At 64.3% G+C, this 22462-nt stretch carries 20 protein-coding genes; 14 read left to right on the forward strand and 6 right to left on the reverse strand.

Features of this window, described 5'->3' with window-relative positions; all coding sequences use genetic code 11:
* Window positions 1-251 precede the first annotated feature (251 nt).
* A complete protein-coding gene (locus CK215_RS08225; RefSeq protein ID WP_095781256.1) occupies window positions 252-1931 on the forward strand; it encodes a formate--tetrahydrofolate ligase in 1680 nt (559 codons plus the stop codon).
* A gap of 174 nt (window positions 1932-2105) precedes the next feature.
* Here CK215_RS08225 and CK215_RS08230 read toward each other — a convergent pair whose 3' ends face one another.
* Window positions 2106-2747: a cysteine hydrolase family protein gene (locus CK215_RS08230; RefSeq protein WP_066994232.1), complete on the reverse strand. Its 642-nt coding sequence runs from the start codon at window positions 2745-2747 to the stop codon at window positions 2106-2108.
* A gap of 128 nt (window positions 2748-2875) precedes the next feature.
* Here CK215_RS08230 and CK215_RS08235 point away from each other — a divergent pair, with 128 nt between their 5' ends.
* Complete coding sequence (locus tag CK215_RS08235) at window positions 2876-3859, forward strand: helix-turn-helix domain-containing protein (protein WP_095830651.1); 984 nt, start codon at window positions 2876-2878, stop codon at window positions 3857-3859.
* Here the strand turns inward: CK215_RS08235 and CK215_RS08240 are convergent.
* A complete protein-coding gene (locus tag CK215_RS08240) occupies window positions 3846-4403 on the reverse strand; it encodes a sugar O-acetyltransferase (protein WP_095830652.1) in 558 nt (185 codons plus the stop codon). The genes CK215_RS08235 and CK215_RS08240 overlap by 14 nt on opposite strands.
* A 133-nt stretch (window positions 4404-4536) precedes the next feature.
* On the opposite strand from CK215_RS08240, the gene CK215_RS08245 reads away from it, so the two are divergent.
* The 5 genes from CK215_RS08245 (at window position 4537) to CK215_RS08265 (ending at window position 10958) form a co-directional block, all read left to right on the forward strand.
* A complete protein-coding gene (locus CK215_RS08245) occupies window positions 4537-4998 on the forward strand; it encodes a DUF4126 family protein (RefSeq protein WP_095830845.1) in 462 nt (153 codons plus the stop codon).
* The gene (locus tag CK215_RS08250; protein WP_095830653.1) at window positions 4995-6371 is read left to right on the forward strand and encodes an FAD-containing oxidoreductase; all 1377 of its coding nucleotides are present in this window, start codon (window positions 4995-4997) and stop codon (window positions 6369-6371) included. Before CK215_RS08245 ends, CK215_RS08250 begins: the two co-directional genes overlap by 4 nt.
* A 153-nt stretch (window positions 6372-6524) precedes the next feature.
* Complete coding sequence (locus CK215_RS08255) at window positions 6525-7580, forward strand: succinylglutamate desuccinylase/aspartoacylase family protein (protein WP_095830654.1); 1056 nt, start codon at window positions 6525-6527, stop codon at window positions 7578-7580.
* A 235-nt stretch (window positions 7581-7815) separates the two neighbouring features.
* Window positions 7816-10005: an anthranilate synthase gene (locus CK215_RS08260; protein WP_095830655.1), complete on the forward strand. Its 2190-nt coding sequence runs from the start codon at window positions 7816-7818 to the stop codon at window positions 10003-10005.
* Between the two features lie 5 nt (window positions 10006-10010).
* Entirely contained in the window at window positions 10011-10958 is a 948-nt protein-coding gene (locus tag CK215_RS08265; RefSeq protein ID WP_095830656.1) for a cation diffusion facilitator family transporter, read from the forward strand.
* 264 nt (window positions 10959-11222) lie between these two features.
* Here the strand turns inward: CK215_RS08265 and CK215_RS31750 are convergent, their stop codons facing one another.
* Both CK215_RS31750 and CK215_RS08270 read right to left on the reverse strand, forming a co-directional pair.
* The gene (locus CK215_RS31750) at window positions 11223-11420 is read right to left on the reverse strand and encodes a hypothetical protein (protein ID WP_245418643.1); all 198 of its coding nucleotides are present in this window, start codon (window positions 11418-11420) and stop codon (window positions 11223-11225) included.
* On the reverse strand, window positions 11417-12304 hold the full coding sequence (locus tag CK215_RS08270; RefSeq protein ID WP_245418644.1) for a hypothetical protein: 888 nt from the start codon (window positions 12302-12304) through the stop codon (window positions 11417-11419). The genes CK215_RS31750 and CK215_RS08270 overlap by 4 nt, the downstream gene beginning before the upstream one ends.
* Before the next feature lie 107 nt (window positions 12305-12411).
* Here CK215_RS08270 and CK215_RS08275 point away from each other — a divergent pair, with 107 nt between their 5' ends.
* From CK215_RS08275 to CK215_RS08295, 5 genes are all read left to right on the forward strand, one after another.
* A complete protein-coding gene (locus CK215_RS08275) occupies window positions 12412-12846 on the forward strand; it encodes a DsrE family protein (protein WP_095830657.1) in 435 nt (144 codons plus the stop codon).
* A gap of 83 nt (window positions 12847-12929) precedes the next feature.
* The gene (locus tag CK215_RS08280) at window positions 12930-13715 is read left to right on the forward strand and encodes an SDR family oxidoreductase (protein ID WP_082980440.1); all 786 of its coding nucleotides are present in this window, start codon (window positions 12930-12932) and stop codon (window positions 13713-13715) included.
* A 52-nt stretch (window positions 13716-13767) separates the two neighbouring features.
* Window positions 13768-14079: a putative quinol monooxygenase gene (locus CK215_RS08285; RefSeq protein WP_066994206.1), complete on the forward strand. Its 312-nt coding sequence runs from the start codon at window positions 13768-13770 to the stop codon at window positions 14077-14079.
* A gap of 76 nt (window positions 14080-14155) precedes the next feature.
* Window positions 14156-15259, forward strand: a complete 1104-nt coding sequence (locus tag CK215_RS08290) for an AbrB family transcriptional regulator (RefSeq protein ID WP_095830658.1) — start codon at window positions 14156-14158, stop codon at window positions 15257-15259.
* A 52-nt stretch (window positions 15260-15311) separates the two neighbouring features.
* Entirely contained in the window at window positions 15312-16064 is a 753-nt protein-coding gene (locus CK215_RS08295; protein WP_095830846.1) for an SDR family NAD(P)-dependent oxidoreductase, read from the forward strand.
* 249 nt (window positions 16065-16313) lie between these two features.
* Here CK215_RS08295 and CK215_RS08300 read toward each other — a convergent pair whose 3' ends face one another.
* Together CK215_RS08300 and CK215_RS08305 are read right to left on the reverse strand one after the other, a co-directional pair.
* On the reverse strand, window positions 16314-17090 hold the full coding sequence (locus tag CK215_RS08300) for an alpha/beta hydrolase-fold protein (protein WP_095830659.1): 777 nt from the start codon (window positions 17088-17090) through the stop codon (window positions 16314-16316).
* Between the two features lie 4 nt (window positions 17091-17094).
* Window positions 17095-18261 carry an ATP-grasp domain-containing protein gene (locus CK215_RS08305; RefSeq protein ID WP_095830660.1) on the reverse strand — a complete coding sequence of 389 codons (1167 nt, stop codon included), beginning with the start codon at window positions 18259-18261 and terminating at the stop codon, window positions 17095-17097.
* Window positions 18262-18789: 528 nt separating this feature from the next.
* Between CK215_RS08305 and leuA the strand changes: the two genes are divergently transcribed.
* Window positions 18790-20466 (forward strand): 2-isopropylmalate synthase, encoded by a 1677-nt coding sequence (leuA, locus tag CK215_RS08315; protein ID WP_170950267.1) that lies wholly within the window; start codon window positions 18790-18792, stop codon window positions 20464-20466.
* Window positions 20467-20663: 197 nt separating this feature from the next.
* Window positions 20664-22451 (forward strand): tetratricopeptide repeat protein, encoded by a 1788-nt coding sequence (locus CK215_RS08320; protein WP_095830662.1) that lies wholly within the window; start codon window positions 20664-20666, stop codon window positions 22449-22451.
* The last annotated feature ends 11 nt before the right edge of the window (window positions 22452-22462 follow it).

The raw sequence follows: 22462 nt of genomic DNA on the forward strand, positions 1-22462 counted from the left end.
AGGCGCCAAAGACCCTTGGAAGGTCGGCCGGGAACGCAGTAATTTCTTTACAGGAAACATAGTTGCATGAAAGTTGATGCCGTGACAGCGACAGGGTTAGAACATGCCCTTGCGTCCGGGCGGAAACGCAGAACCGCCCTGTTTCCTCGTTTTCACGCAATTCCGGACGGAAGACCGGCTCACACTTTTCCTGGAATTGCTTTAGTGATCGAACCCCTCCCCTCCACCGCCCAATCCAGAGGAAAGCCGTCATGGCCGAAGTGAAGTCCGACATCGAGATCGCGCGCGCCGCCAGGAAGAAACCGATCCAGGAGATCGGCGCCAAGATCGGCATCCCTTACGAGCACCTTTTGCCCTATGGCCACGACAAGGCGAAGGTCTCGGCCGAATTCATCAAATCGGTGAGGGGCAACAAGGACGGCAAGCTGATCCTCGTCACCGCCATCAACCCGACGCCGGCCGGCGAAGGCAAGACGACCACCACGGTCGGCCTCGGCGACGGCCTCAACCGCATCGGCAAGAAGGCGATCGTGTGCATCCGCGAAGCCTCGCTCGGCCCGAACTTCGGCATGAAGGGTGGCGCCGCCGGCGGCGGCCTGGCCCAGGTGGTGCCGATGGACGATATGAACCTCCACTTCACCGGCGACTTCCACGCCATCACCACGGCCCACAACCTGCTTTCGGCGCTGATCGACAACCACATCTACTGGGGCAACGAGCTCGGCATCGATACCCGCCGCGTCGCCTGGCGCCGCGTCATGGACATGAACGACCGGGCGCTGCGCGAGATCATCTGTTCGCTGGGAGGCGTCGCCAACGGCTTCCCCCGTGAAGCAGGCTTCGACATCACCGTCGCTTCGGAAGTCATGGCGATCCTGTGCCTTGCCACCGACCTCAAGGATCTTGAGAAGCGCCTCGGCGACATCATCGTTGCCTACCGCCGCGACAAGTCGCCGGTCTATGCCCGCGATCTCAAGGCCGACGGCGCCATGGCCGTGCTTTTGAAGGACGCCATCCAGCCCAACCTGGTGCAGACGCTGGAGAACAACCCGGCCTTCGTGCATGGCGGCCCGTTCGCCAACATCGCGCATGGCTGCAACTCGGTCGTCGCCACCACGACGGCGCTGAAGCTTGCCGACTACGTCGTGACCGAAGCCGGCTTCGGCGCCGACCTGGGAGCCGAAAAATTCTTCGACATCAAGTGCCGCAAGGCCGGGCTCCAGCCGGCGGCCGCCGTGATCGTCGCCACCGTGCGCGCCATGAAGATGAATGGCGGCATCAAGAAGGAAGATCTCGGCAAGGAAAACATCGAAGCGGTCAAGAAGGGCTGCCTCAACCTCGGCCGTCACATCGAGAACGTGAAGCAGTTCGGCGTGCCGGCGGTGGTGGCGATCAACCACTTCACCACCGACACCGACGCCGAGATCCAGGCGATGAAGGACTTCGTCAAGGCGCAGGGCGCCGAGGCGATCCTGTGCAAGCACTGGGCTCAAGGCTCGGCCGGCATCGAGGACCTGGCGAAGAAGGTCGTCGAGATCGCCGAATCCGGCGCTTCGCAGTTCTCGCCGCTTTACCCGGACGAGATGCCGCTGTTCGAGAAGGTCAACACCATCGTCAAGCGGATCTATCGCGGCGACGAGGCGATCGCCGACAAGTCGATCCGCGACCAGTTGCATGCGTGGGAACAGGCAGGCTACGGCAATCTGCCGGTCTGCATGGCCAAGACCCAGTACTCCTTCTCGACCGACCCGAATCTGCGCGGCGCGCCGACCGGCCATACCGTGCCGGTGCGCGAGGTCAGGCTCTCGGCCGGCGCCGGCTTCGTCGTCATCATCTGCGGCGAGATCATGACCATGCCCGGCCTGCCCAAGTCGCCCTCCTCGGAGAAGATCTTCCTCAATGAGCAGGGCCAGATCGAGGGCCTGTTCTAGGCAGCGTTGGGAGCTGAAACGACCAAGGGCGCCGCACTGCTGCGGCGCCCTTTTTCTTTCGGAGTTGGTGCGGCTAGAGCAGTTCCAGGAAAAGTGTGAGCGGTTTTCCGTCCGGAATTGCGTCAAAAACAAAAAGCCAGAGCATTTCGCCGTTTCCGTGAAACGGTGAATGCTTTAGGCAGCGTTCCGCTTCAGCGCCCGCTGGTTCGACGCATAGATCGTGTCGCGCTCCGGCAGGGCGCCGGTCTTCAGGCAATCGATCCATTCGGCGGTCTTGAGCACCGCGGCGAAGCGCGACTGCAGCACCACGCTCACCACGCGATGGATGTCTTCGGCAGACGCGTAGCCGGCGCTGTTGGCGTAGGGAACCGAGCCGCTGGCATCCGAGAGGAACTCGACGGCAAAGCCCATATGCACCGCATGGATGATGGTCGACAGGTCGCAATTATGCGTCATGTAGCCGACGACCGCGATCGTATCGATGTGGTTGGCGCGTAGCCAGTTCTCGAGGTCGGTGCCTGTGAAGGCGGAGGGCAGCGTCTTCTCGACATAGTGGTCGCGGGCGCGCCCGGCGATCTCGGGATGCAGTTCGCCGCCATGGCTGCCCTTGGCGAAGATCGGCGAAGTCTCCGGCGCCATCTGCTTCACGACAACGACCTTGATGCCGGCAGCAGTGGCGGCGTCCATGGCGCGCGCCACGTTGGCGACGCTGTCGGCGAAGGGCGGATGCTGGATGGCGAGATTGCCGCCATTGTAGTCGTTCTGGACATCGACGACGACGAGTGCGCGGCGTGGCTGGGTGGCTGGTGCTGACATGGCGGTTCCTTTCGAGCGGGTTGATAGGTGGCGAAGCTAGGCCGAACATCTATTCCCAGAATAGTGGCCCAATTGACGTTATTCGAAAAAATTGGGACACTCCTTGCCGTAACCTGGTGATGTCTGCCATGCGCAATCCGATTGTCGCCGTCGTCGCCTTCGACGGCATCAGCCCGTTCCACCTTTCCGTGCCTTGCCTGGTCTTCGGCGCGGATCGCACCAAGCTCGGCCTGCCGCGCTTCGATTTCCGCGTCTGCGCGGCGGAGCAAGGACTTATCCATACCGATGCCGGTTTGAGCATTTCGGTCCCGCACGATCTTTCGGCGCTCGACCAGGCCGACATCGTCATCATCCCAAGCTGGAAAGATCTCGATGCTCCTCTGGCCGCGCCGCTCAAGCATGCGCTCGAACGGGCACATAAGCGCGGCGCGCTGATCGTCGGCCTCTGCCTCGGCACCTTCGCCATCGCCGCCGCCGGACTGCTGGCGGGACGCAAGGCCACCACGCATTGGGCCTATACCGACCAGTTGCAGACGCTGCACCCCGACATCGCCGTCGACGCCGATGTGCTCTATGTCGATGAAGGCGACATCGTCACCTCGGCCGGCGTCGCCGCCGGGCTGGACTGCTGCCTGCACATTGTGCGCGCCCGCTACGGCGCCGAGGCCGCGCTTCGGCTCGCCCGCCACGTCGTGCTGTCGCCGCACCGGCAGGGCGGACAGGCTCAGTTCATCGAGCGCCCGCTTGCACCGACGCCGAACGCCGACCGGTTCACAAAGGCACTTGACGGGGTGCGGGCAACGCTTGGCGAAGCTCACACCCTGGACAGCGTCGCCGAATCAGCTGGCCTCACCCGCCGCACCTTCACGCGTCGCTTCCAGAAGACGACCGGCACCAGCTTCGGTAACTGGCTGGCCGAACAGCGCGTGGCGCTGGCGCAGAGGCTGCTGGAACAGACCGACAAGTCGATGGACATGGTGGCCTTCGAGGCCGGCTTCGGCAGCGCCACGTCGCTGCGCCAGCATTTCGCGGCGCGGCTCAGAACCTCCCCGATGCAGTACCGGCGCGAATTCTCGAAGGGCGGCGCACAGGTCGCCATCAGCAGCGTGTAACCACCCGCGCCGGGTTGCCGACCACGGTCGCATTGGCAGGCACGTCGCGCGTCACCACCGCGCCGGCGCCGACGATGGCGCCTTCGCCGATGCTGACGCCGGCGAGGATCACCGCGCTGCCGCCGATCCACGCGTTGTCGCCGATCGTCACCGATTTGGCGATCTCCAATCCGGCCAGCCGCCCGGCGGCCTCGCGGTGATGCTCGGCGCAATAGATCTGCACATTGGGGCCAAGCAGCGTCCTCCTGCCGATCTTCACCGGAGCGGTATCGAGAATGGTGCAACCGGCGTTCAGGAAGGCGCCCTCGCCGAGGAACAGGTTGAAGCCGTAAGCGCAGTGGAACGGCGCCTCGATGCGCGCGCCCTCGCCTAGGCCGCCGAGCAGCGCTTGCAGGGCCGCGCCGATGTCGCCGCGCTGCCGGGGCGGCATGCTGTTGTGCTCGAACACTGCGTCGCGGGCGGCCACCCGCATCGCCTCCAGCTCCGGGTCGATGCAGCTGTACCATTCACCCGCCGCCATCTTCATGCGCTCGCTTGTCGCCATGGCTGCTCCTCCATTCCCGTCCCGCTGCCAAAGCACAATCCGCCCGACCGGAAAAGCCCATGGCCAAACGCCAGGCCTATGCTAGCTTGCCATCCGCGGAACCGTGCGGGGCTCCGAATTTGAGGGGGTGATGATGCTCTACATTCTGGCATTGCTGATTGGCGTCGTCGCCGGCCTTCGCGCCATGACCGCGCCGGCCGTCGTTGCCTGGGGTTCGTATCTCGGCTGGATCCCGGTTGCCGGCACCTGGGCAAGCTTCATGGGCCACTGGATCGCGGTCGGCATCTTCACCGTCCTGGCGATTGTCGAACTCGTCACCGACCAGTTGCCGTCGACGCCGAGCCGCAAGGTGCCGCAGCAGTTCGGCGCGCGCATCGTCACGGGCGCCTTCTGCGGCGCGGTGATCGGCGCCACGGTCGGCGCCACCATCGGCGGCCTCATCGCCGGCGCGATCGGCGCGGTGATCGGCACGCTGGGCGGCGCGGAAGCACGCGCCAGGATGGCTGCCGCCTTCGGCAAGGATCCGCCCGCCGCCTTCATCGAGGACGCGGTGGCGATCATCGGCGGCCTGCTGATCGTGGCGGCGGTCGCATGAGCGCGAAAAACTTCGACGCCATCGTCATCGGCGCCGGCCAGGCCGGCCCTTCGCTCGCCGGCCGGCTCGACGCCGCCGGCATGAGCGTTGCGCTGATCGAGCGCAAGCTTATTGGCGGAACCTGTGTCAACACCGGCTGCATGCCGACCAAGGCGATGGTGGCGAGCGCCTACGCCGCGCATCTTGCCCGCCGCGCCGCCGACTATGGCGTCGCGGTCTCCGGTCCGGTCGGGGTCGACTATCAAAGGATCAAGGCACGCAAGGACAAGGTGACCAACGATGCCCGCGGCAATCTCGAAAGCTGGATCGCGGGGATGAAGGGCTGCACGCTTTATCGCGGCCATGCCAGGTTCGAATCCGCTAATACAGTGCGCGTCGCCGACGACCTGCTGACCGCGCCAAAAATCTTCCTCAACACCGGCGGCCGCGCCTCCGTGCCGGACCTGCCCGGCGTCAACGACGTCCCCTATCTCACCAACTCCTCGATGATGGATCTCGATGTGCTGCCCAGCCATCTGGTCGTCGTCGGCGGCAGCTATATCTCGCTCGAATTCGCCCAGATGTTCCGCCGTTTCGGCTCCGAGGTCACGGTGATCGAGAAAGCGCCGCGGCTGACGGGCCGCGAGGACGAGGACGTCTCGGCCGCGATCCAATCGATCCTCGAAAACGAAGGCATCACCGTCCATGTCGGCGCCGAGGACATCGGCTTTGCCAGGCAGGGCAACGGTATCGCCGTGACCTTCTCTGCCGGCAAGCCGCCGGCGGTCGGCTCGCATGTGCTGCTGGCGCTCGGCCGCGTCCCCAACACCGACGACCTCGGCCTCGACAAGGCCGGCGTCGAGGTCGACAAGCGCGGCTACATCGTCGTCGACGACCAGTTGCGCACCAATGTGCCCGGCATCTGGGCTATGGGCGACTGCAACGGCAAGGGCGCCTTCACCCACACCTCCTACAACGACTACGAGATCGTCGCCGCCAATCTGCTCGACAACGATCCGCGCAAGGTCAGCGACCGCATCGAGGCCTATGCGCTCTACATCGATCCGCCACTCGGCCGCTGCGGCATGACCGAGACCGCTGTCAAGAAATCCGGCCGCCGCGCGCTTGTCGGCCAGCGGCCGATGACCCGTGTCGGCCGCGCCGTCGAAAAGGGCGAGACGCAAGGTTTCATGAAGATCCTAGCCGACGCCGACACCGGCGAGATCCTCGGCTGTTCGGTGCTCGGACCGGGCGGCGACGAGGCGATCCACTCAGTGCTCGATCTGATGTATGCCAAGGCGCCGATCTCGACGCTGGCGCGCGCCATGCACATTCACCCCAACGTCTCGGAGCTTCTGCCGACCATCGCCCAGGACTTGAAGCCGCTGGCCTAACGCCAGATCGCCGCTCCACGTCGGGGCCTCTCGGTCTTGGCAAACAGTGCTCAAGGCGTCCGACGGTCGGCTTGCGCCTATCGCGCGGGCGGACTGGACCACTGACACCCGGGCCGTAACCATGCATGTCTGGCCACCCACCGGAGGAACCCCATGCAAAAGACCATCGAGCGCATCGCAGGCGACAGCGAAGGCGTTGCTTATGAGTTCCCGGTTTTCCGCTTCGAGGGCACGGACAAGGCGGCGCCCTCGGCCTATCTGCAGGCGGCGCTTCATGCCGGAGAATTGCCGGGTGTCGTTGCCATCGACGCGCTGATGCCGATGCTTGCCAAGGCGGAAGCGGAAGGCCGCATCAGGGGCGCCATCACGTTGGTGCCCTGGGCCAATCCAATCGGTCGGGCGCAATACCATTTCGGCGAGCACCAGGGCCGCTTCAATCTCGGCACCCGCACCAACTTCAACCGTGCCTTCCCGCTGCTTGCCGCGCCGGACGCCAGGCTTTTAGCGGATGTCAACCTCGGCGGCACCGACCGCCGGCTGAAGAAGCGGCTCGTCGAACTCTCGCTCGGCAACGACATCGTGCTCGATCTCCACTGCGACGATGAAGGCCTTGCCTATCTCTACATTCACACCAGCCTGTGGCCGCATATGGCCGACTGCGCGGCTGCGATGGGCATCGATGCCGTCTTGCTGTGGAGCGAGGACAGTAGCGGCACCTTCGAGGGCGCCTCGATCATGCCGTATCAAAATGTGCCTGCGAGCGTCGCGCGCTTCGACCGGCGCGTCGTCACCACGGTCGAATATCGCGGCATGCTGGATGTCGATAGCAGCTTGGCCGCCTCCGATGCCGCGGGCCTCTACCGCTTGCTGGTGACGCGCGGCGTCATCCGGGACCCTTCCGTCCCGAAGGCGAGCAGCTTCTCCGGCGCCGTCGTACCGCTGGAAAACATCGAGATGATGCCTTCGCCCAGGGCCGGCGCCATCCTTTACGACGTCAAGCCCGGCGACCGCGTCAACAAGGGCGACCGGCTGGCGACGATCGTCCATGCGGCGGGCGAAGCCGGCGGCCGCACCGAGGTGTTCGCGCCCCAGTCGGGCTTCATCCTGACCCGTCGTTCGCGCCGCATCATCCGGGCCGGCGAGGATCTTTTGAAGCTTGCCGGCGACAAGAAGAGCGCCGACGCGCGCTCCGGCACGCTGGAGGACTGACGGGCCGGCTTTACCGTTCGCGTGAAATCCAGTTGCGCGGGCCGTCATTCGCCGCTATGGGAGTCGCCATGAACATGCGTTCGAACAAGACCGTTTGGTGGTGGGCTCGCTGACAGCGGCCGGTTCGAACGCGCATGCGTGAAAATGAGGGTGGCCGCAGCGGAATGTCCGGGCGGCCATTTGTTTTTCCAAGCCATTCCCGGGTCCGTTGCCCAAAACGCTGGTGGAGACGGCAATGACGACTACAGTTCTGGACAACGGGGCGGAGCGCTTCGTCACCGCGGGCGGGGTGACGATCACCCGAGAACGCCATGACCGGCCCTATGAAGGCGCGATCGACGCCTATGTCGACGGCCTGAATTCGCGCCGCGGCGCGGTGTTCTCCTCGAACTACGAATATCCGGGCCGTTACACGCGCTGGGACACGGCCATCATCGATCCGCCGCTGGTGATCTCGGCGCGCGGCCGCGCCATGCGCATCGAGGCGCTCAACCAGCGCGGCGAAGTGCTGCTGCCGGTGATCGGCAAGGCGCTTGGCGAGCTGAGCGAGGTGGCGATTGCCGAGAGCTCGAAAAAGCTGATCCGCCTCGATGCCGCCAAGCCCGGCCGCGTCTTCACCGAGGAAGAGCGCAGCCGCGTGCCGTCCGTCTTCACGGTGCTGCGCGCCATCACGGCTTTGTTCAAGACTGCCGAGGACGCCAATCTCGGCCTTTACGGCGCCTTCGGCTACGATCTCGCCTTCCAGTTCGACCCGGTCGACTACAAGCTCGAGCGTAAGCAGAGCCAGCGCGACCTGGTGCTGTTCCTGCCCGACGAGATCCTCGTCGTCGACCACTATTCGACCAAGGCCTGGACCGACCGCTACGACTATTCCGGCGAAGGGTTTTCCACGGAAGGCTTGGTGCGCGATGCTCATGTCGAGCCGTTCAGGACCGCCGACCGTATCCCGCCGCGCGGCGATCACGAACCCGGCGAATATGCCAATTTGGTGCGCCGGGCGATGGAGAGCTTCAAGCGCGGCGACCTGTTCGAGGTTGTGCCTGGACAGATGTTCTACGAGCGCTGCGAGACCCAGCCCTCCGAGATTTCCCGCAAGCTGAAGTCGATCAACCCCTCACCTTATTCCTTCTTCATCAATCTCGGCGAAAACGAGTACCTGATCGGCGCCTCGCCGGAGATGTTCGTGCGCGTCAACGGCCGTCGGGTCGAGACCTGCCCGATCTCCGGCACCATCAAGCGCGGCGACGACGCCATCTCCGACAGCGAGCAGATCCTCAAGCTGCTCAACTCCAAGAAGGACGAGTCCGAGCTCACCATGTGCTCGGACGTCGACCGCAACGACAAGTCGCGCGTCTGCGAGCCGGGCTCGGTGCGCGTCATCGGCCGCCGCCAGATCGAGATGTATTCGCGCCTGATCCACACCGTCGATCACATCGAGGGACGGCTGCGCGAAGGCATGGACGCCTTCGACGCCTTCCTGTCGCACGCCTGGGCGGTCACCGTCACCGGCGCGCCGAAGCTGTGGGCCATGCGCTTCATCGAGCAGAACGAAAAGAGCCCGCGCGCCTGGTATGGCGGGGCGATCGGCATGGTCAATTTCAACGGCGACATGAACACCGGGCTGACGCTGCGCACCATCCGCATCAAGGACGGTATCGCCGAAGTGCGCGCCGGCGCCACATTGCTTTTCGACAGCGTTCCTGAGGAAGAAGAAGCCGAAACCGAACTGAAGGCATCCGCCATGCTCTCCGCCATACGCGACGCCAAGACCGGCAACGCCGCAGGCACCGAACGCACCACCGCGCGCGTCGGCGACGGCGTCAACATCCTGCTCGTCGACCACGAGGACTCGTTCGTCCACACGCTGGCCAACTACTTCCGCCAGACCGGCGCCACTGTTTCCACCGTGCGCACGCCGGTGCCGGAAGAGGTGTTCGAGCGGCTGAAGCCCGATCTCGTCGTGCTCTCCCCCGGCCCGGGTACGCCGAAGGATTTCGATTGCGCCGCGACCATCAGACGAGCGCGCGCCCGCGACCTGCCGGTCTTCGGCGTCTGTCTCGGCCTGCAGGCGCTGGCCGAAGCCTATGGCGGCGAGTTGCGGCAGTTGCACATTCCGATGCACGGCAAGCCCTCGCGCATCCGTGTCTCGAAGCCGGGCATCATCTTCTCGGGGCTGCCCAAGGAAGTGACCGTCGGCCGCTATCATTCGATCTTCGCCGATCCGGTGCGCCTGCCCGAAGGTTTCGTGGTGACGGCCGAGACCGAGGACGGCGTCATCATGGCCTTCGAGCACCGCAAGGAGCCGATCGCCGCCGTTCAGTTCCACCCGGAATCGATCATGACGCTCGGCCACAATGCCGGCATGCGCATCATCGAGAACATCGTTGCGCATCTGCCGCGCAAGGCCAAGGAAAAGGCTGCCTAGCAACGATGGCCGCGGTGGAAGACACGGCGACGGCGGCTGCAAGAGCCGCCGCGAAGCGCAAGATCGCCAGCCTCGCTTTCTGGTCGATCGTCATCGCCTTCCTGGTGATGGGGCTGAAATTCGTTGCCTGGCAGATGACCGGCTCCGTAGCCCTCTATTCCGATGCTTTGGAATCCATCGTCAACGTCATCACTGCGGCAGCCGCTCTCTGGGCGATCCGCATCAGCCATAAGCCGGCCGATAGCGACCATCCCTTCGGCCATCACAAGGCCGAGTATTTTTCTGCTGTGCTCGAGGGTGTTCTGATCGTCGTTGCGGCGCTGCTGATCATCGCCAAGGTGTGGCAGTCGCTGCAGAATCCCGCGTCGCTCGAACAGCCCTGGCAGGGCTTGGCGATCAATGCCGGCGCGGCGCTCGTGAATGCCCTCTGGGCATTCGTGCTGATCCGCAACGGCCGCAGCGAACGGTCGCCGGCCCTGGTCGCCGACGGCCAGCACATCATGACCGACGTGCTTACCTCGGTGGGCGTCATTGTGGGCCTTGTCGCCGCGGTGATGACTGGATGGCATATCCTCGACCCGCTGCTTGCGCTCCTTGTTGCGCTGAACATTCTCTATCAGGGCTGGAAGCTTACCGGAGAGTCGCTGAGCGGACTGATGGATCGTGCCGTCGACACCCAGGAGCACATGCAGATCCGCGATATCATCTCGGCCAATTCGAAGGGTGCGCTGGAGGTGCATGACCTGAAAACCCGCATCGCCGGGCGAGCGACCTTCATCGAGTTCCACCTCGTCGTTGACGCCGACATGACGGTCGGCGCCAGCCATGTCATTTGCGACCGCATCGAGGACGCGCTGAAGGCCGAGATCCCCTCGGTGCGCGTCACCATCCATGTCGAGCCGGACGACGAGGCGAAGCTGCCGAAAGGCACAACGGCGGTGCCTTTCGCCTGAAGCGATTTCCAGGCACGCCTTGGAAAATTGGCCGGGCCTCCGCGGTGTCGTCATCCCTGGACGAAGCAGGAGCGAAGCTCCATCGCCGAGCCCCCTGGGATCCATGCCGTGGCCTTGGCCGAAGCATGCAGCGAAGCAGAATTCTGCACCGTTTCAACGCCTTAGCATAACGGCATGGATCCTATGGCTGCGCCGCGTCGCTTCCCTCCTTGCTCCGCCATAGGATGACGAAGCGCCACACTTTAGAGTGACGAAGTGGCACACTCACGGCGTGCAGGCCGACTGCGGCATCGGATTGAGCCTATACACCTTGTCGTCGGACTTGGTCTTGCCGCCCGCCATCTTCGAGCAGAGGTCGACGATGGCGAGCGCATTGTTGGGGTTGGCCAGCAGCATCGTGCCGCTGGCGCCGCGCTTGAGAAAAATCTCCTTCTGCGAGATGTCGCAGGCAAAGTCGCTCATCTTGGAGCTGGCCGAGCAGCGCCACTGATCGGCCTCGCCCTGGCAGGAATAGGTCTGCGTAACCTTGGCCTCTTTCTGCTGGTCGTCACCGAGATGGCGATGTCGGCGCCGTCTGACCAGTTGGCGGCATCGCCACCGGCGGCGAAAGAAGCGAGCTCGATCGGCCCGCGGAAGACGCGGATCGACTGCGTCATCTGGTCCGGATGGGATTTCAGATGCGCGTCGTCATAGTCGCGGCCGTAGCAGAAGGGCTGGTCCGGCTTCAGCCGCTCGCGCAGCGGGGCCCCGATCGCCGGGTCGATCGGATCGATGCGCGCGAACTCCGCCTTGCAGGTGTCGGCCGGCATCGGATCGAGACGGAAATTATCGTCTTCGCTGCCCAGCGCCGGCTCGTTGTATTTCGCCTTGCCGAGATCCTCCTCCGCGCCGGCGTCGAGATAGACGTCACGCTGCACGTTGGAGAGGATCAGCCGGCCCTTGTCGTCGACTTTCAGCGAGGCGAGCGTGCGGTCGCATTCCATGCCGCAGCGAATGCCGCTCGCCTTGTCGCTCGGATCCTCCTTGTTGCACCAGCCAGCCGCCCATTCCGGCTTCTTGGCGCCGCGCACCGTGGTGGTGAGAAAGCCGTTATAGGCAGCGTCGGACATCGAGCTCGGCTCCTCGTTCGGCCGGCTGACCGGATCGTGGCCATGGTAGAAGAAGATGCGCGCCACCTTCTGGTGCGGATGCGCCTTGAGATGGGCGGCATCATAGACCCGGCCGAAGCAGACGTCGGCGCCGTTCGGGCTGAGTTCGGTCAGCTTGGGGGCATCATCTGCGAGCGCCGCGCCGGCAAAGAACAGCGCGGCACCCAGCACCGCACCTGCCACCATCCTCGACGTCATGTGATCCTCTCCTCGCACCGACAGGACGTGATTGCGATTCATGCTAGTCTAGGCACGAAGGCTGGGCCACGCAAACTTGCGAGGGCCGCCGGATCGAGGAGGATGCGATGCTGCGCCGTGACGTTTTCCGCGCCGGTCTTGCCGGAGTGGGCGGTTTCTTCGGTCTGCGACAGGCGAGCGCCGCCGCCGGCGAAGACAGGCTGAAGGTCGCCTACCATCTCAGCGACGCCGACAAGGTCAACTTCGTCCTCGGCAACATCAAGAACCACTATGAGGGCACCGGCGGCAATGTCGAGGTCGTGCTGGTCGTCCACGGGCCGGCGCTTGCGGCCTTCAAGGCAAAGAGCGCTTCCGGAGCGACCTCCAGCCGCTTTGCCGGCCTCGTCCAGCAGGGACTTGTTCCGCAGGCCTGCGGCAACACAATGCATGGCATGGACATCGCACTGACCGACCTGCTTGCCGGCTTCCAGGTCGCGGAGAGAGGCGGCGTGGTCAAGCTCGCGGAGCTGCAGCGCCAGGGCTATGTCTATCTGCGGCCCTGAATTCGCGCCCTGATCTTGCCTTGACTTGAACACCTGGCCGGGAAGCGTCTACCAATTGCCAGCGCAATCCTGGAGATATCGACGTGCCAACTGACCCGACCACGCTTGTCATTCCCGATCTTGCCGGCAAGGCGGTGCTGGTCACCGGCGCGTCGACCGGGATCGGAGCAGCCCTCGCCCTCGCCTATGCCCGGCAGAAATGCCGCGTTGCACTGCATTACAATTCAAGCCGGGAAGCCGCCGAAGAGGTCGCCAAAACCATCCGCGACGACGGCGGCGAGGTGTTTTTGACGCAGGGCGATTTTTCGGTTCCCGCCGACGTCGAGCGTGTGGTCGAGGAGAGCGCTGAACATTTCGGCCGGCTCGACGGGCTGGTCAACAATGCCGGCGGCATGCTCGGCCGCGTTGCCTATGCCGACCAGACCGAGGCGCATTACGATGCGGTGATGGATCTCAACGCGCGCTCGGTGCTGACGGCCTCGCGCAGAGCGATCCCATGGCTGAAGCGCCAGGGCGGCTTCATCATCAACACCACCTCGATCGCCGCCCGCAACGGCGCCGGCGGCGGCGCCGGCCTCTATGGCTCGTCCAAGGCCTTCGTCTCCAACGTGACGCGCGGCATGGCCAAGGAGTTGATCGGCTTCGGCATCCGCGTCAACGCCGTGGCGCCCGGCACCATCCTGACCCCGTTCCACGAGCGCTATTCCACCGCCGAGCAGATGAAGGGCATGGTCGCCACCATTCCGCAGGGTCGCGCCGGAACGGCCGAAGATTGCGTCGGCGCTTACCTGTTCCTGTCTTCCGACCGCTTGAGCGGCTACATCATCGGCCAGGTGATCGAGGTCAATGGTGGCCAGTTGATGCCGTGAGCTGGCGATTGCATACTCAGCTCAGCGTGCAACCTGGAGGGAGAGGAAGGGAATGTTCGGACTGATCGGCAAGATGCGGGCGGCACGCGGCCAGCGCGATGCAGTCATGGACGTGCTGCGTGAGACGACCGGTGCCCTGCCCGGCTGCCTGAGCTACATCATCGCCACCGATCCGGCCGATGCCGACGCGATCTGGGTCACCGAAGTGTGGACCGATCAGGCAAGCCATAAGGCGTCCCTGCAATTGCCTGAAGTCCAGGCGGCAATCGCCAAGGCGCGTCCTTTCATCGCCGGCTTCGAATTCCAGGTCGAGACCCATCCTGTCGGCGGCTTCGGCCTTCCGGCCTCCGAGAAGGGCAGCTGAGCACGAGACCGGCGCGAACGGCACTTCCGGGGGAAAATGGGTTCGCATTTGTCCGTGCCCGGGCTAAGAGCCGGATATGGACGCTTCATCAGAAGGACCGTCACTGGAGCAACCGTCTGTTCAACGCATGACGCGATTGCGCCCGCTGCAGCAGTGGCTGGCGCTGGTGGTGCTCTCGCTGCTCTTTGCCGGCGCGCTGGAATTGGCAGCCTTGCCTGCGGCGCTGCTGATCGGCCCGATGCTTGCCGCGATCCTGGCCGGCACCAACGGCGCCACGGTGCGCGTACCCCGCGCGCTGTTCAGTTCCGCTCAGGCCGTGGTCGGCTGCCTGGTGGCGAATTCGATCTCGGTCGACATATTTCCGGTCTTCTACGCCGAATGGGCGCTCTTCTTCGGAACGGTGGTGGCGACGCTCACCGCCTCCAGCCTGCTAGGCTGGCTGATCAGCCGCTGGCGCATCCTGCCCGGCACCACGGCGGTCTGGGGTTCCTCGCCGGGCGCCGCCACCGCCATGGTGCTGATGGCCGGCGCCTTCGGTGCCGACCAGCGCCTCGTCGCCTTCATGCAATATCTGCGCGTCATCTTCGTTTCGGTGACGGCGGCGCTCGTCGCCAAGATGTGGGTCGACACGTCGGGCGTCGAAGTGCCGCCCATCATCTGGTTTCCGCCGATCGATCCATTGGCCTTTGGCGCCACCCTTGGCATCGCGGTCGTCGGCGGCCTGCTCGGCAAGCTGCTCAGGCTGCCCTCGCCCTTCTTCCTTGGCACCTTCATCTTTGGCGCGGTAATCCATCTCGGCTTCAGCGTGCCGATGCAATTGCCGCCCTGGCTGCTGGCCGTCAGCTACGCCATGGTCGGCTGGTCGATCGGGCTGAACTTCACCCGGCCGATCCTGCGCCACGCGGCACGCGCCCTGCCGCAGATCATCGCCTCGATCGTAGCGCTGATCGCCTTCTGCGGCGGCATGGCTTTCGTCATCAGCCGCGTGCTCGGGATCGATCCGCTGACCGCCTATCTGGCGACCAGCCCCGGCGGCATGGACAGCGTCGCCATCATCGCCGCCGCCGCGCAGAACGTCGACATCTCCTTCGTCATGGCGCTGCAATCGGCCCGTTTCCTCGTCGTGCTGCTTGTTGGGCCAAGCGTCGCCAAGCTTGTGGCGCGAAACGTCATAGACTGATCCGCGCTACCAAGTGCATGGAGAAGCAGAGGAAATGGCCATGAACCGTCGTTTGAATGCTGTCGATCTCTCTGGCCGCGTCGGGGTCGTGACGGGCGGCGCGCAAGGCATCGGCCTTGCGGTCGCCCGACGCCTGCTGTCGTCGGGCGCAAGCGTCGCCATCTGGGACATCGACCAGGCCGCGATGGCGAGCGCTGTGGCCGAGCTTGCTCCCTTGGGCCGGGTCGAAGCCTTGCTTTGCGACCAGTCGCAGATCGAGGCCGTCGACCGCGCCGCCATCCAGACCGAGCAGGCGCTCGGGCCTGTCGATCTCCTTGTCAACAATGCCGGCATTGCCGGGCCGGCCGCGACCGTGGTGGACTATGACCCCGCCGCCTGGCGGCAGATCATCGAAATCGACCTCAACGGCGTCTTTTACTGCTGCCGACGCCTGGTGCCCGGCATGATCGCGCGCAACTACGGCCGCATCGTCAATGTCGCTTCGGTGGCCGGCAAGGAAGGCAATCCCAACGCCGCCGCTTATTCGGCCGCCAAAGCCGGCGTGCTTGCGCTGACCAAGTCGCTCGGCAAGGAACTCGCCGGCCGCGACATCGCCGTCAACGCGCTGACCCCCTCGCCCGCCCGCACCCGCATCCTCGAACAGCTCACCGAGGCCCAGGTGACCTATATGCTCAGCAAGGTGCCGCGCGGTCGATTCGTCGAGGTAGAGGAGGCTGCGGCTATGGTCGCCTTCATGCTGTCGGACGAGAATTCCTTCACCACTGGCGCCACCTTCGATCTGTCCGGCGGGCGCGCGACCTACTGAGCGAGGATCGCGACAGCGCGCCCACGCCGCCATTCCACATGACCCGAGGTGGCGGCCAACCCCGCGACGCGCATCAAAAGGGATTGTACGCCGATACTGTCGGATTGGTTCCAGCGCGCGATCTCTTGCGTCCGCGGAAGGAACGGCCCCAATCGGTGAGCAAGGCATCGGCGGTGAGGGTTCGAGAAAGGCCCCGGGTCGCCGGCATTGGTGGCTTCGACAAGCGGCGGATCGGGTCGGGCGCGGTCATCAGTCGAGCCTGTGCATCAGGTCGTCATCCAGCCAGCGGCCAAAGAAATAGACGAGTTGCTTGTGCCACCACGGCCAGTCGTGGCTGACGTCGCCGCCCCAATAGTCGACCCAGGCCGCAATGGATTTCTCGCGCAGCACCTGCTCCAGTTCGCGCGTTTCGACGAGCATTCGTTCTTCCCAGGCGCCCTGCCCGCAGCAGAAGATCAGCCTCAGCGCCCTCAGCCGCCCGAGCAGCTTCTGGTCGACGATGCCCGGCAGATAGTCGAGCGGCGAATTGTAGAAGATGCTGCCCTCCAGCACCCGACCGAAAAAGTCGCGGGTCGAATAGACGCCGGATAGCGAGATCACGCCGCTCGCCAGCTCCGGAAAGCGGAACACGAAATTCGACGAGTGGTAGCCGCCCATCGAGCAGCCGCAGAACAGCGGCTTGAGGGCGCGTCCGCCATTGGCCTTGGCGGCAACCGCCTGCAGCTCCGGCAGCGCCTCCTCGCGCACATAGCGGAAATAGGCTTCGTGGCGGGCGATGCGACTGACGGGATCGCCATGCTTGTCGAAGAAGGATTCCGAATCGATGCCGTCGAGCGTGAACAGCTGGATGCGGCCGGTGTCGACGAATTCGGCGAGTGCTGCGACGCCTCCCGAATCCTCGAACTGGTAAAAACGCCCCTGCGAGGTCGGAAACACCACCACCGGCCGCCCGGCATGGCCGTAGCGCTTGTATTCCATGTCGCGGCCGAGATTGCGGGCATGGGCCTTGTGATAGGAGACGTCCATCGGCTCACGCCTTTTCCGCGTGGATATAGTCGACCGCCTGACGCAGCGCCTTCTGGTCCTTCGAGCGCATCTGGTAGGCGTAGTTCCCCATGGCGCGGCTGAAAACCTCTTCGATGGCCTGATGGTGGACGATCTTGTCGCCGTGGGCGGCTAGCACGTCCTCATGGCTGTGCAAATAGTGGAGGTGGCGTTTGCGGCTGGCATAGGCCGTGAAATACTTGCCCTTGTAGGGCCCGCCGGCCGCGTCCTTCACCACCATGTTGGCCCATTCGGCATAGACGTCGATGTCGAAAGTGTAGTTGATTGCATCCGTCATCCAGGCGCCTGGCGGCCGCATGTTGACCTCCAGCGCAATGATGCGCTTGCCCCTGGTCTCGAACAGTTCGATGTGGAAGAAGCGCTCGCGAACGTCGAACGCCATGAGGATCTTGCGGCCTGCCTCCTCGACCGCGGGCATGATCTCGGGGAAGCAGGTGTAGCTCATATGGCGGTCGCGGTTGACCACTTCCATGACGCTCTGGTCGTAGCGGTGGCTCGCCGCCAGCACCACCTCGCCGTCGCGGTTGACCAGCCCGTCGAAGGTCACCACCAGCCCCTCGATGAACTGCTCCATGACGAAGGTCACGCCTTCGGGCTTGTCCTTGAAGAATTGGTCGAGCTCCTTCGCGTTGGAGATCTTGAACGTGTTCGAGGCGCCGGAGCCCGAATCCGGTTTCACCACCACCGGATAGCCGACCCGGCGGATGAAGGTCATGGCGCCGGCGCGATCGGAGCATTTGCGTTGCGGGATTGTCTCGACGCCGCTCTTGCGGAAGAAGGCCCGCATGCGGCTCTTGCGCTTCAAGTTCTTCACGAAGTCGAGCTTGGTGCCGAAGATGTTGAAGTCGGTGCGGATATTGGCCTCGAGCTCCAGCCAGTGCTCGTTCAACGACTCGAAGCGGTCGATGCGGCCCCATTTGTGGATGAAATGGCCCATCGCCCGGAATACGGCATCGTAGTTCTCCATGTCCGCGACCCGATAATATTCCGAAAGCGCCGCCTTGAGCTTGCTGCTCAGCGTCTCATAGGGCGCGTCGCCGATGCCGAGCACGGTAGCGCCGGCCTTCCTCAGCCGGTCGCAGAAATCGGCGCCGTTGCCCGGAAAATGCGGCGAGAAGAACACGAAATTCATGCACGACCTCCCCCTCGGATTAGGTCCTCCGGAGGCGAGTGTGGCGCATTTGCCTGATGCGGGGAAGAGCCGCGCCAAAGCATGTCGACCAAAACTGTGCAGCGGTCTTGGGAAGACGATATGCATGAAACCAAAGACTTAAAGCCGGGCCGGCACTTGCCTCCGGATGGCCGCTCCTGTAAGAGAGCCGGCATGACCACGCGCACCCGCTCCGTCGCTTCTTCTCGCCCCGGCTTTGCCGGCGAGACCGTGCGCGCGCTTGCTTCCACCCTGCTCCTTCTCGGCCTTATCGGCGATCGCCGGGTTCGCTGAAGGAGCGCCCGGCGGTCGAAAACCGCCGCTTTGGGCGCCTGCTCCTTGGCTAGATTGGCAAGTCACATCAAGCGAACGAAACTCTTTGGTAAAGGCGCCGCTCGGCACCGATCCGCCTGAAAGCGGTCCCACGAGCCGCCGGGAGAAACGACGATGAATAGAAGAGAAGCAATCCGCGCCGGCGAGGCCGAAACGCGCGTGCAAGCGCCCGGCCACATGGCCGATGCCGCCCGCAAATATCAGCCCTACCCGACCGTCAACCTCGCCGATCGCACCTGGCCGTCCAAGGTGATCGACAAGGCGCCGATCTGGTGCTCGGTCGACCTGCGCGACGGCAACCAGGCGCTGATCGACCCGATGGGCCATGAGCGCAAGGCGCGCATGTTCGCGCTGCTGCTCGACATGGGCTTCAAGGAGATCGAGATCGGCTTCCCGTCGGCCTCGCAGACCGACTTCGACTTTGCCCGCTGGTGCGTCGAGGAGGGCGGCGTACCCAAGGACGTGTCGCTGCAGGTTCTGGTGCAGTGCCGGCCCGAGCTGATCACGCGGACCTTCGAGGCGCTCGAGGGCGCCCACCGCCCGATCGTGCATTTCTACAACTCGACCAGCGAGCTGCAGCGCCGCGTCGTCTTCGAAAAGGACGTCGCCGGCATCAAGCGCATCGCCACGGATGCCGCCAAGATGATCACCGACATGGCCGCCAAGGCCGGCGGCGGCTTCCGTTTCGAATATTCGCCGGAGAGCTTCACCGGTACCGAGCTCGAGGTCGCGCTGGAGATCTGCAACGCCGTCACCGAGATCGTGAAGCCGACGGCCGACAACAAGCTGATCGTCAACCTGCCGTCGACGGTCGAGATGTCGACGCCCAACGTTTACGCCGACCGCATCGAGTGGATGTGCCGCAATCTCGACAACCGCGACAAGCTGATCATCTCGCTGCATCCGCACAACGACCGCGGCACCGGCATCGCCACCACCGAGCTTGGCCTGATGGCCGGCGCCGACCGCGTCGAGGGCACGCTGTTCGGCAATGGCGAGCGGACCGGCAATGTCGACATCGTGACGCTGGCGCTCAACATGTACACGCAAGGCGTCGATCCCGAGCTGGACTGCTCCGACATCAACCGGATGAAGGACGTCTACGAATATTCGAACCAGCTGAAGATCCCGGAACGCCATCCCTATGTCGGCGAGCTCGTCTACACCGCTTTCTCCGGTTCGCACCAGGATGCCATCAACAAGGGCATGAAGGCGCTGCGCAAAGCCAACACGCCGGTGTGGGAAGTGCCCTACCTGCCGATCGACCCCGCCGATGTTGGCCGCACCTATGAGGCGATCATCCGCATCAACTCGCAGTCGGGCAAGGGCGGCATCGCCTACGTGCTGCAGGCCGACTATGGCCTCAATCTGCCGCGCAACCTGCAGATAGAGTTCAGCCAGGACATCCAGGCGATCACCGACGCCGAAGGCAAGGAAGTGCCGGCCAAGCGCATCCACGAGCGCTTCCTCGAAGCCTATGTCGACCAGCCCGGCGCCAGGCTGAAATTCCTCGACCATCGCACCTATCCGGACACCGCGGTAAAGGGCCGTCGCGTGGTCGAGGCCGAAATCCTCGACAACGGCAAGGAAGTCACCATCACCGGCACCGGTACCGGCCCGATCGACGGCTTCGTCGATGCGCTTTCGCGCCATATCGGCGTCGACATGTCGGTGCTCGACTATTCCGAACATTCCTTGCAGCGCGGCTCGAACGCCTCGGCCATTTCCTATGTCGAGATGGAATATCCGGGCGGCAAGCTGTTCGGCGCAGGCATAAACACCAACATCGTCGCCGCCTCGCTGGAGGCCGTGGTCTCGGCCGCCAACCGCATCCTGGGCCGCAAGCCCGCCTGATTGTTCGATTGATAAAGCGTGGCCCGTTCATCGGACGTGCCACGCTTCATGGCAGGCGCGAGCCGCGTTCAAATTCGTTAACCGGCCGGTAAATTTCCCGTGGCTTACGCGATCACATAACAGAAGGTTCCTTGTGCGCTGGAGCGCGCGCTATATTATCGCGCCCTAACCTGTGCCGACTCTGAAAGGTCCGACACTTGGAGCCTGCCACGCCTGCCGCCCCCGCAGTGCGCGAGACATTGGAGCGACTGCTTGCCAGCGAAACGTTCGGACGATCCGAGCGGGCCCGCAGGCTGTTACGCTATCTCGTCGAACGTGAGCAGGCAGGCGAAGCCGACCGGCTGAAGGGTGTATCCATTGCCATGGATGTCTTCGGCAAGGACGGCGATTTCGACGGATCGACCGACGCGGTCGTCAGGGTCCAGGCGGGGCGGCTGCGCGAGCTTTTGGATCAATATTTCGCCAGCGAAGGTATTGGCGAGCCGGTGCGCATCGCCATTCCGCGCGGCGGCTATGTGCCTTCCTACGAGCTGAACGCCATACGGCTCCCAGCCGACGCCGAACCCGCGGATGCCGCCCCGATCGCCCGGCCATCCAAGCATTTCGAGAAGCCCGAGGCCGCCGCCGCTCCGGTCGACGCCGTGCCGCTGACGACGACCCCGGCACCGACCGAATCCGCGTCATTGCTGACGCGCCAGTTGCGGTTCTTCTGGGCCGCCATGGTGCTGGTCATCGCCATGCTGGGTATCCTTGTCGTCCGCCAGGGTAACGCCTTTCTTCATGGTGACGACGCGGCCGCGCCGGTCGAAGTCGAAACGGCAGGCGCGACCGGCAGCGTCGCTTCCCAAACGTTCGACGGCCTGCCTTTGATCTACTTGGCCATCAAAGCCGACGGACCCGAGGCGGCCCGTGTTGCTTCCTCGCTGCGCGCCGGTCTGGCCGGCTTCGATACGATAGACTTCATCGGACGCGACGCCGACGCTACGCGCAATCGTTCCGCCGATCCGATCAGCTTCGTTTTCGATCTTATCCCCGGGACAGCCGCCGGCGACGTCATGATTGAGCTGCAGAGCGTCGCGACGGGACGGGTTCTCCTGTCACGCAACCTGACACCGGCCGAAAGCACGCCTGGTGCGGTCGAAAGCAACATCGCCAATCTCCTGACCTCTACCGTCCCCGCTTCGGGCGCGATCTACAGCTATATCGACCAGAGCGATATCCGGACCAGCCAGATAGGATGTCTGGTGCTCGACGACCTCTACTATCTCGACCAGAGCGCCAAGGCGCACGAAGCTGCGTATCGCTGTCTGGAGAAGCTGGTCAGGGAAAGCACCAAATCATCGCTCGTCTACTCGGAACTAGCTTCCCTGCAACTGGAAGCCGTCAACAACCGCTACGCCTATCCGCCCGGCGCAACGGTCGAGCAGGCCATGTCGTTTGCCCACCGCGCCATTCAGATGGCACCGATGAGCCCGCACGCGCATCGCGCCTATGGCTACCTCAACTCGCGCCTCGGCAACACCGACGAAGCGATCCGCTGGATGCGCAAGGCTTATGAGCTCAACCCCTACGATCTCGGCATGGCCGCCGCTTATGGCTATGGCCTGATCTTCGCTGGCAGATACCAGGAAGGGACGCCGATCCTGGGCCATGCCGTCGAGGCCTTCGGCGGTCATCCGACCTGGTGGGACTATGGCCTGTTTGTCGGAGCCTTCATGCAAGGCGACACCCAGAGGGCAGCGATTGCCAGCGAGTCGCTGCGGACCACCGCGTCCAAATCGCATTACCTGGCGGCACGCCTGATCGGCGCCAAGATCTCAGGCCGCGACAAGCTCGCAAACGAATTGGCGAACGAGCTCACGGCCGAATTCCCGAAATTCGCCGCCAATCCGCGCGCGACTTTTGTTGACAGGAAGTACCCCGCCGATCTCATCGACCGGCTGGTGCAATCCTTGCGCTCTGCGGGCATCGGCAATCCGAGCTGAGCGAACGTGGA

Origin of the sequence: Mesorhizobium sp. WSM3864, from assembly GCF_002294955.1 — a bacterium.
Lineage (GTDB): Bacteria > Pseudomonadota > Alphaproteobacteria > Rhizobiales > Rhizobiaceae > Mesorhizobium.

Coding starts and splice junctions, on each gene's coding strand:
- CK215_RS08225 (WP_095781256.1), top strand. CDS start 252: ATGGCCGAAGTGAAGTCCGACATCGAGATCGCGCGCGCCGCCAGGAAG.
- CK215_RS08230 (WP_066994232.1), bottom strand. CDS start 2,747: ATGTCAGCACCAGCCACCCAGCCACGCCGCGCACTCGTCGTCGTCGAT.
- CK215_RS08235 (WP_095830651.1), top strand. CDS start 2,876: ATGCGCAATCCGATTGTCGCCGTCGTCGCCTTCGACGGCATCAGCCCG.
- CK215_RS08240 (WP_095830652.1), bottom strand. CDS start 4,403: ATGGCGACAAGCGAGCGCATGAAGATGGCGGCGGGTGAATGGTACAGC.
- CK215_RS08245 (WP_095830845.1), top strand. CDS start 4,537: ATGCTCTACATTCTGGCATTGCTGATTGGCGTCGTCGCCGGCCTTCGC.
- CK215_RS08250 (WP_095830653.1), top strand. CDS start 4,995: ATGAGCGCGAAAAACTTCGACGCCATCGTCATCGGCGCCGGCCAGGCC.
- CK215_RS08255 (WP_095830654.1), top strand. CDS start 6,525: ATGCAAAAGACCATCGAGCGCATCGCAGGCGACAGCGAAGGCGTTGCT.
- CK215_RS08260 (WP_095830655.1), top strand. CDS start 7,816: ATGACGACTACAGTTCTGGACAACGGGGCGGAGCGCTTCGTCACCGCG.
- CK215_RS08265 (WP_095830656.1), top strand. CDS start 10,011: ATGGCCGCGGTGGAAGACACGGCGACGGCGGCTGCAAGAGCCGCCGCG.
- CK215_RS31750 (WP_245418643.1), bottom strand. CDS start 11,420: ATGAGCGACTTTGCCTGCGACATCTCGCAGAAGGAGATTTTTCTCAAG.
- CK215_RS08270 (WP_245418644.1), bottom strand. CDS start 12,304: ATGACGTCGAGGATGGTGGCAGGTGCGGTGCTGGGTGCCGCGCTGTTC.
- CK215_RS08275 (WP_095830657.1), top strand. CDS start 12,412: ATGCTGCGCCGTGACGTTTTCCGCGCCGGTCTTGCCGGAGTGGGCGGT.
- CK215_RS08285 (WP_066994206.1), top strand. CDS start 13,768: ATGTTCGGACTGATCGGCAAGATGCGGGCGGCACGCGGCCAGCGCGAT.
- CK215_RS08290 (WP_095830658.1), top strand. CDS start 14,156: ATGGACGCTTCATCAGAAGGACCGTCACTGGAGCAACCGTCTGTTCAA.
- CK215_RS08300 (WP_095830659.1), bottom strand. CDS start 17,090: ATGGACGTCTCCTATCACAAGGCCCATGCCCGCAATCTCGGCCGCGAC.
- CK215_RS08305 (WP_095830660.1), bottom strand. CDS start 18,261: ATGAATTTCGTGTTCTTCTCGCCGCATTTTCCGGGCAACGGCGCCGAT.
- leuA (WP_170950267.1), top strand. CDS start 18,790: ATGGCCGATGCCGCCCGCAAATATCAGCCCTACCCGACCGTCAACCTC.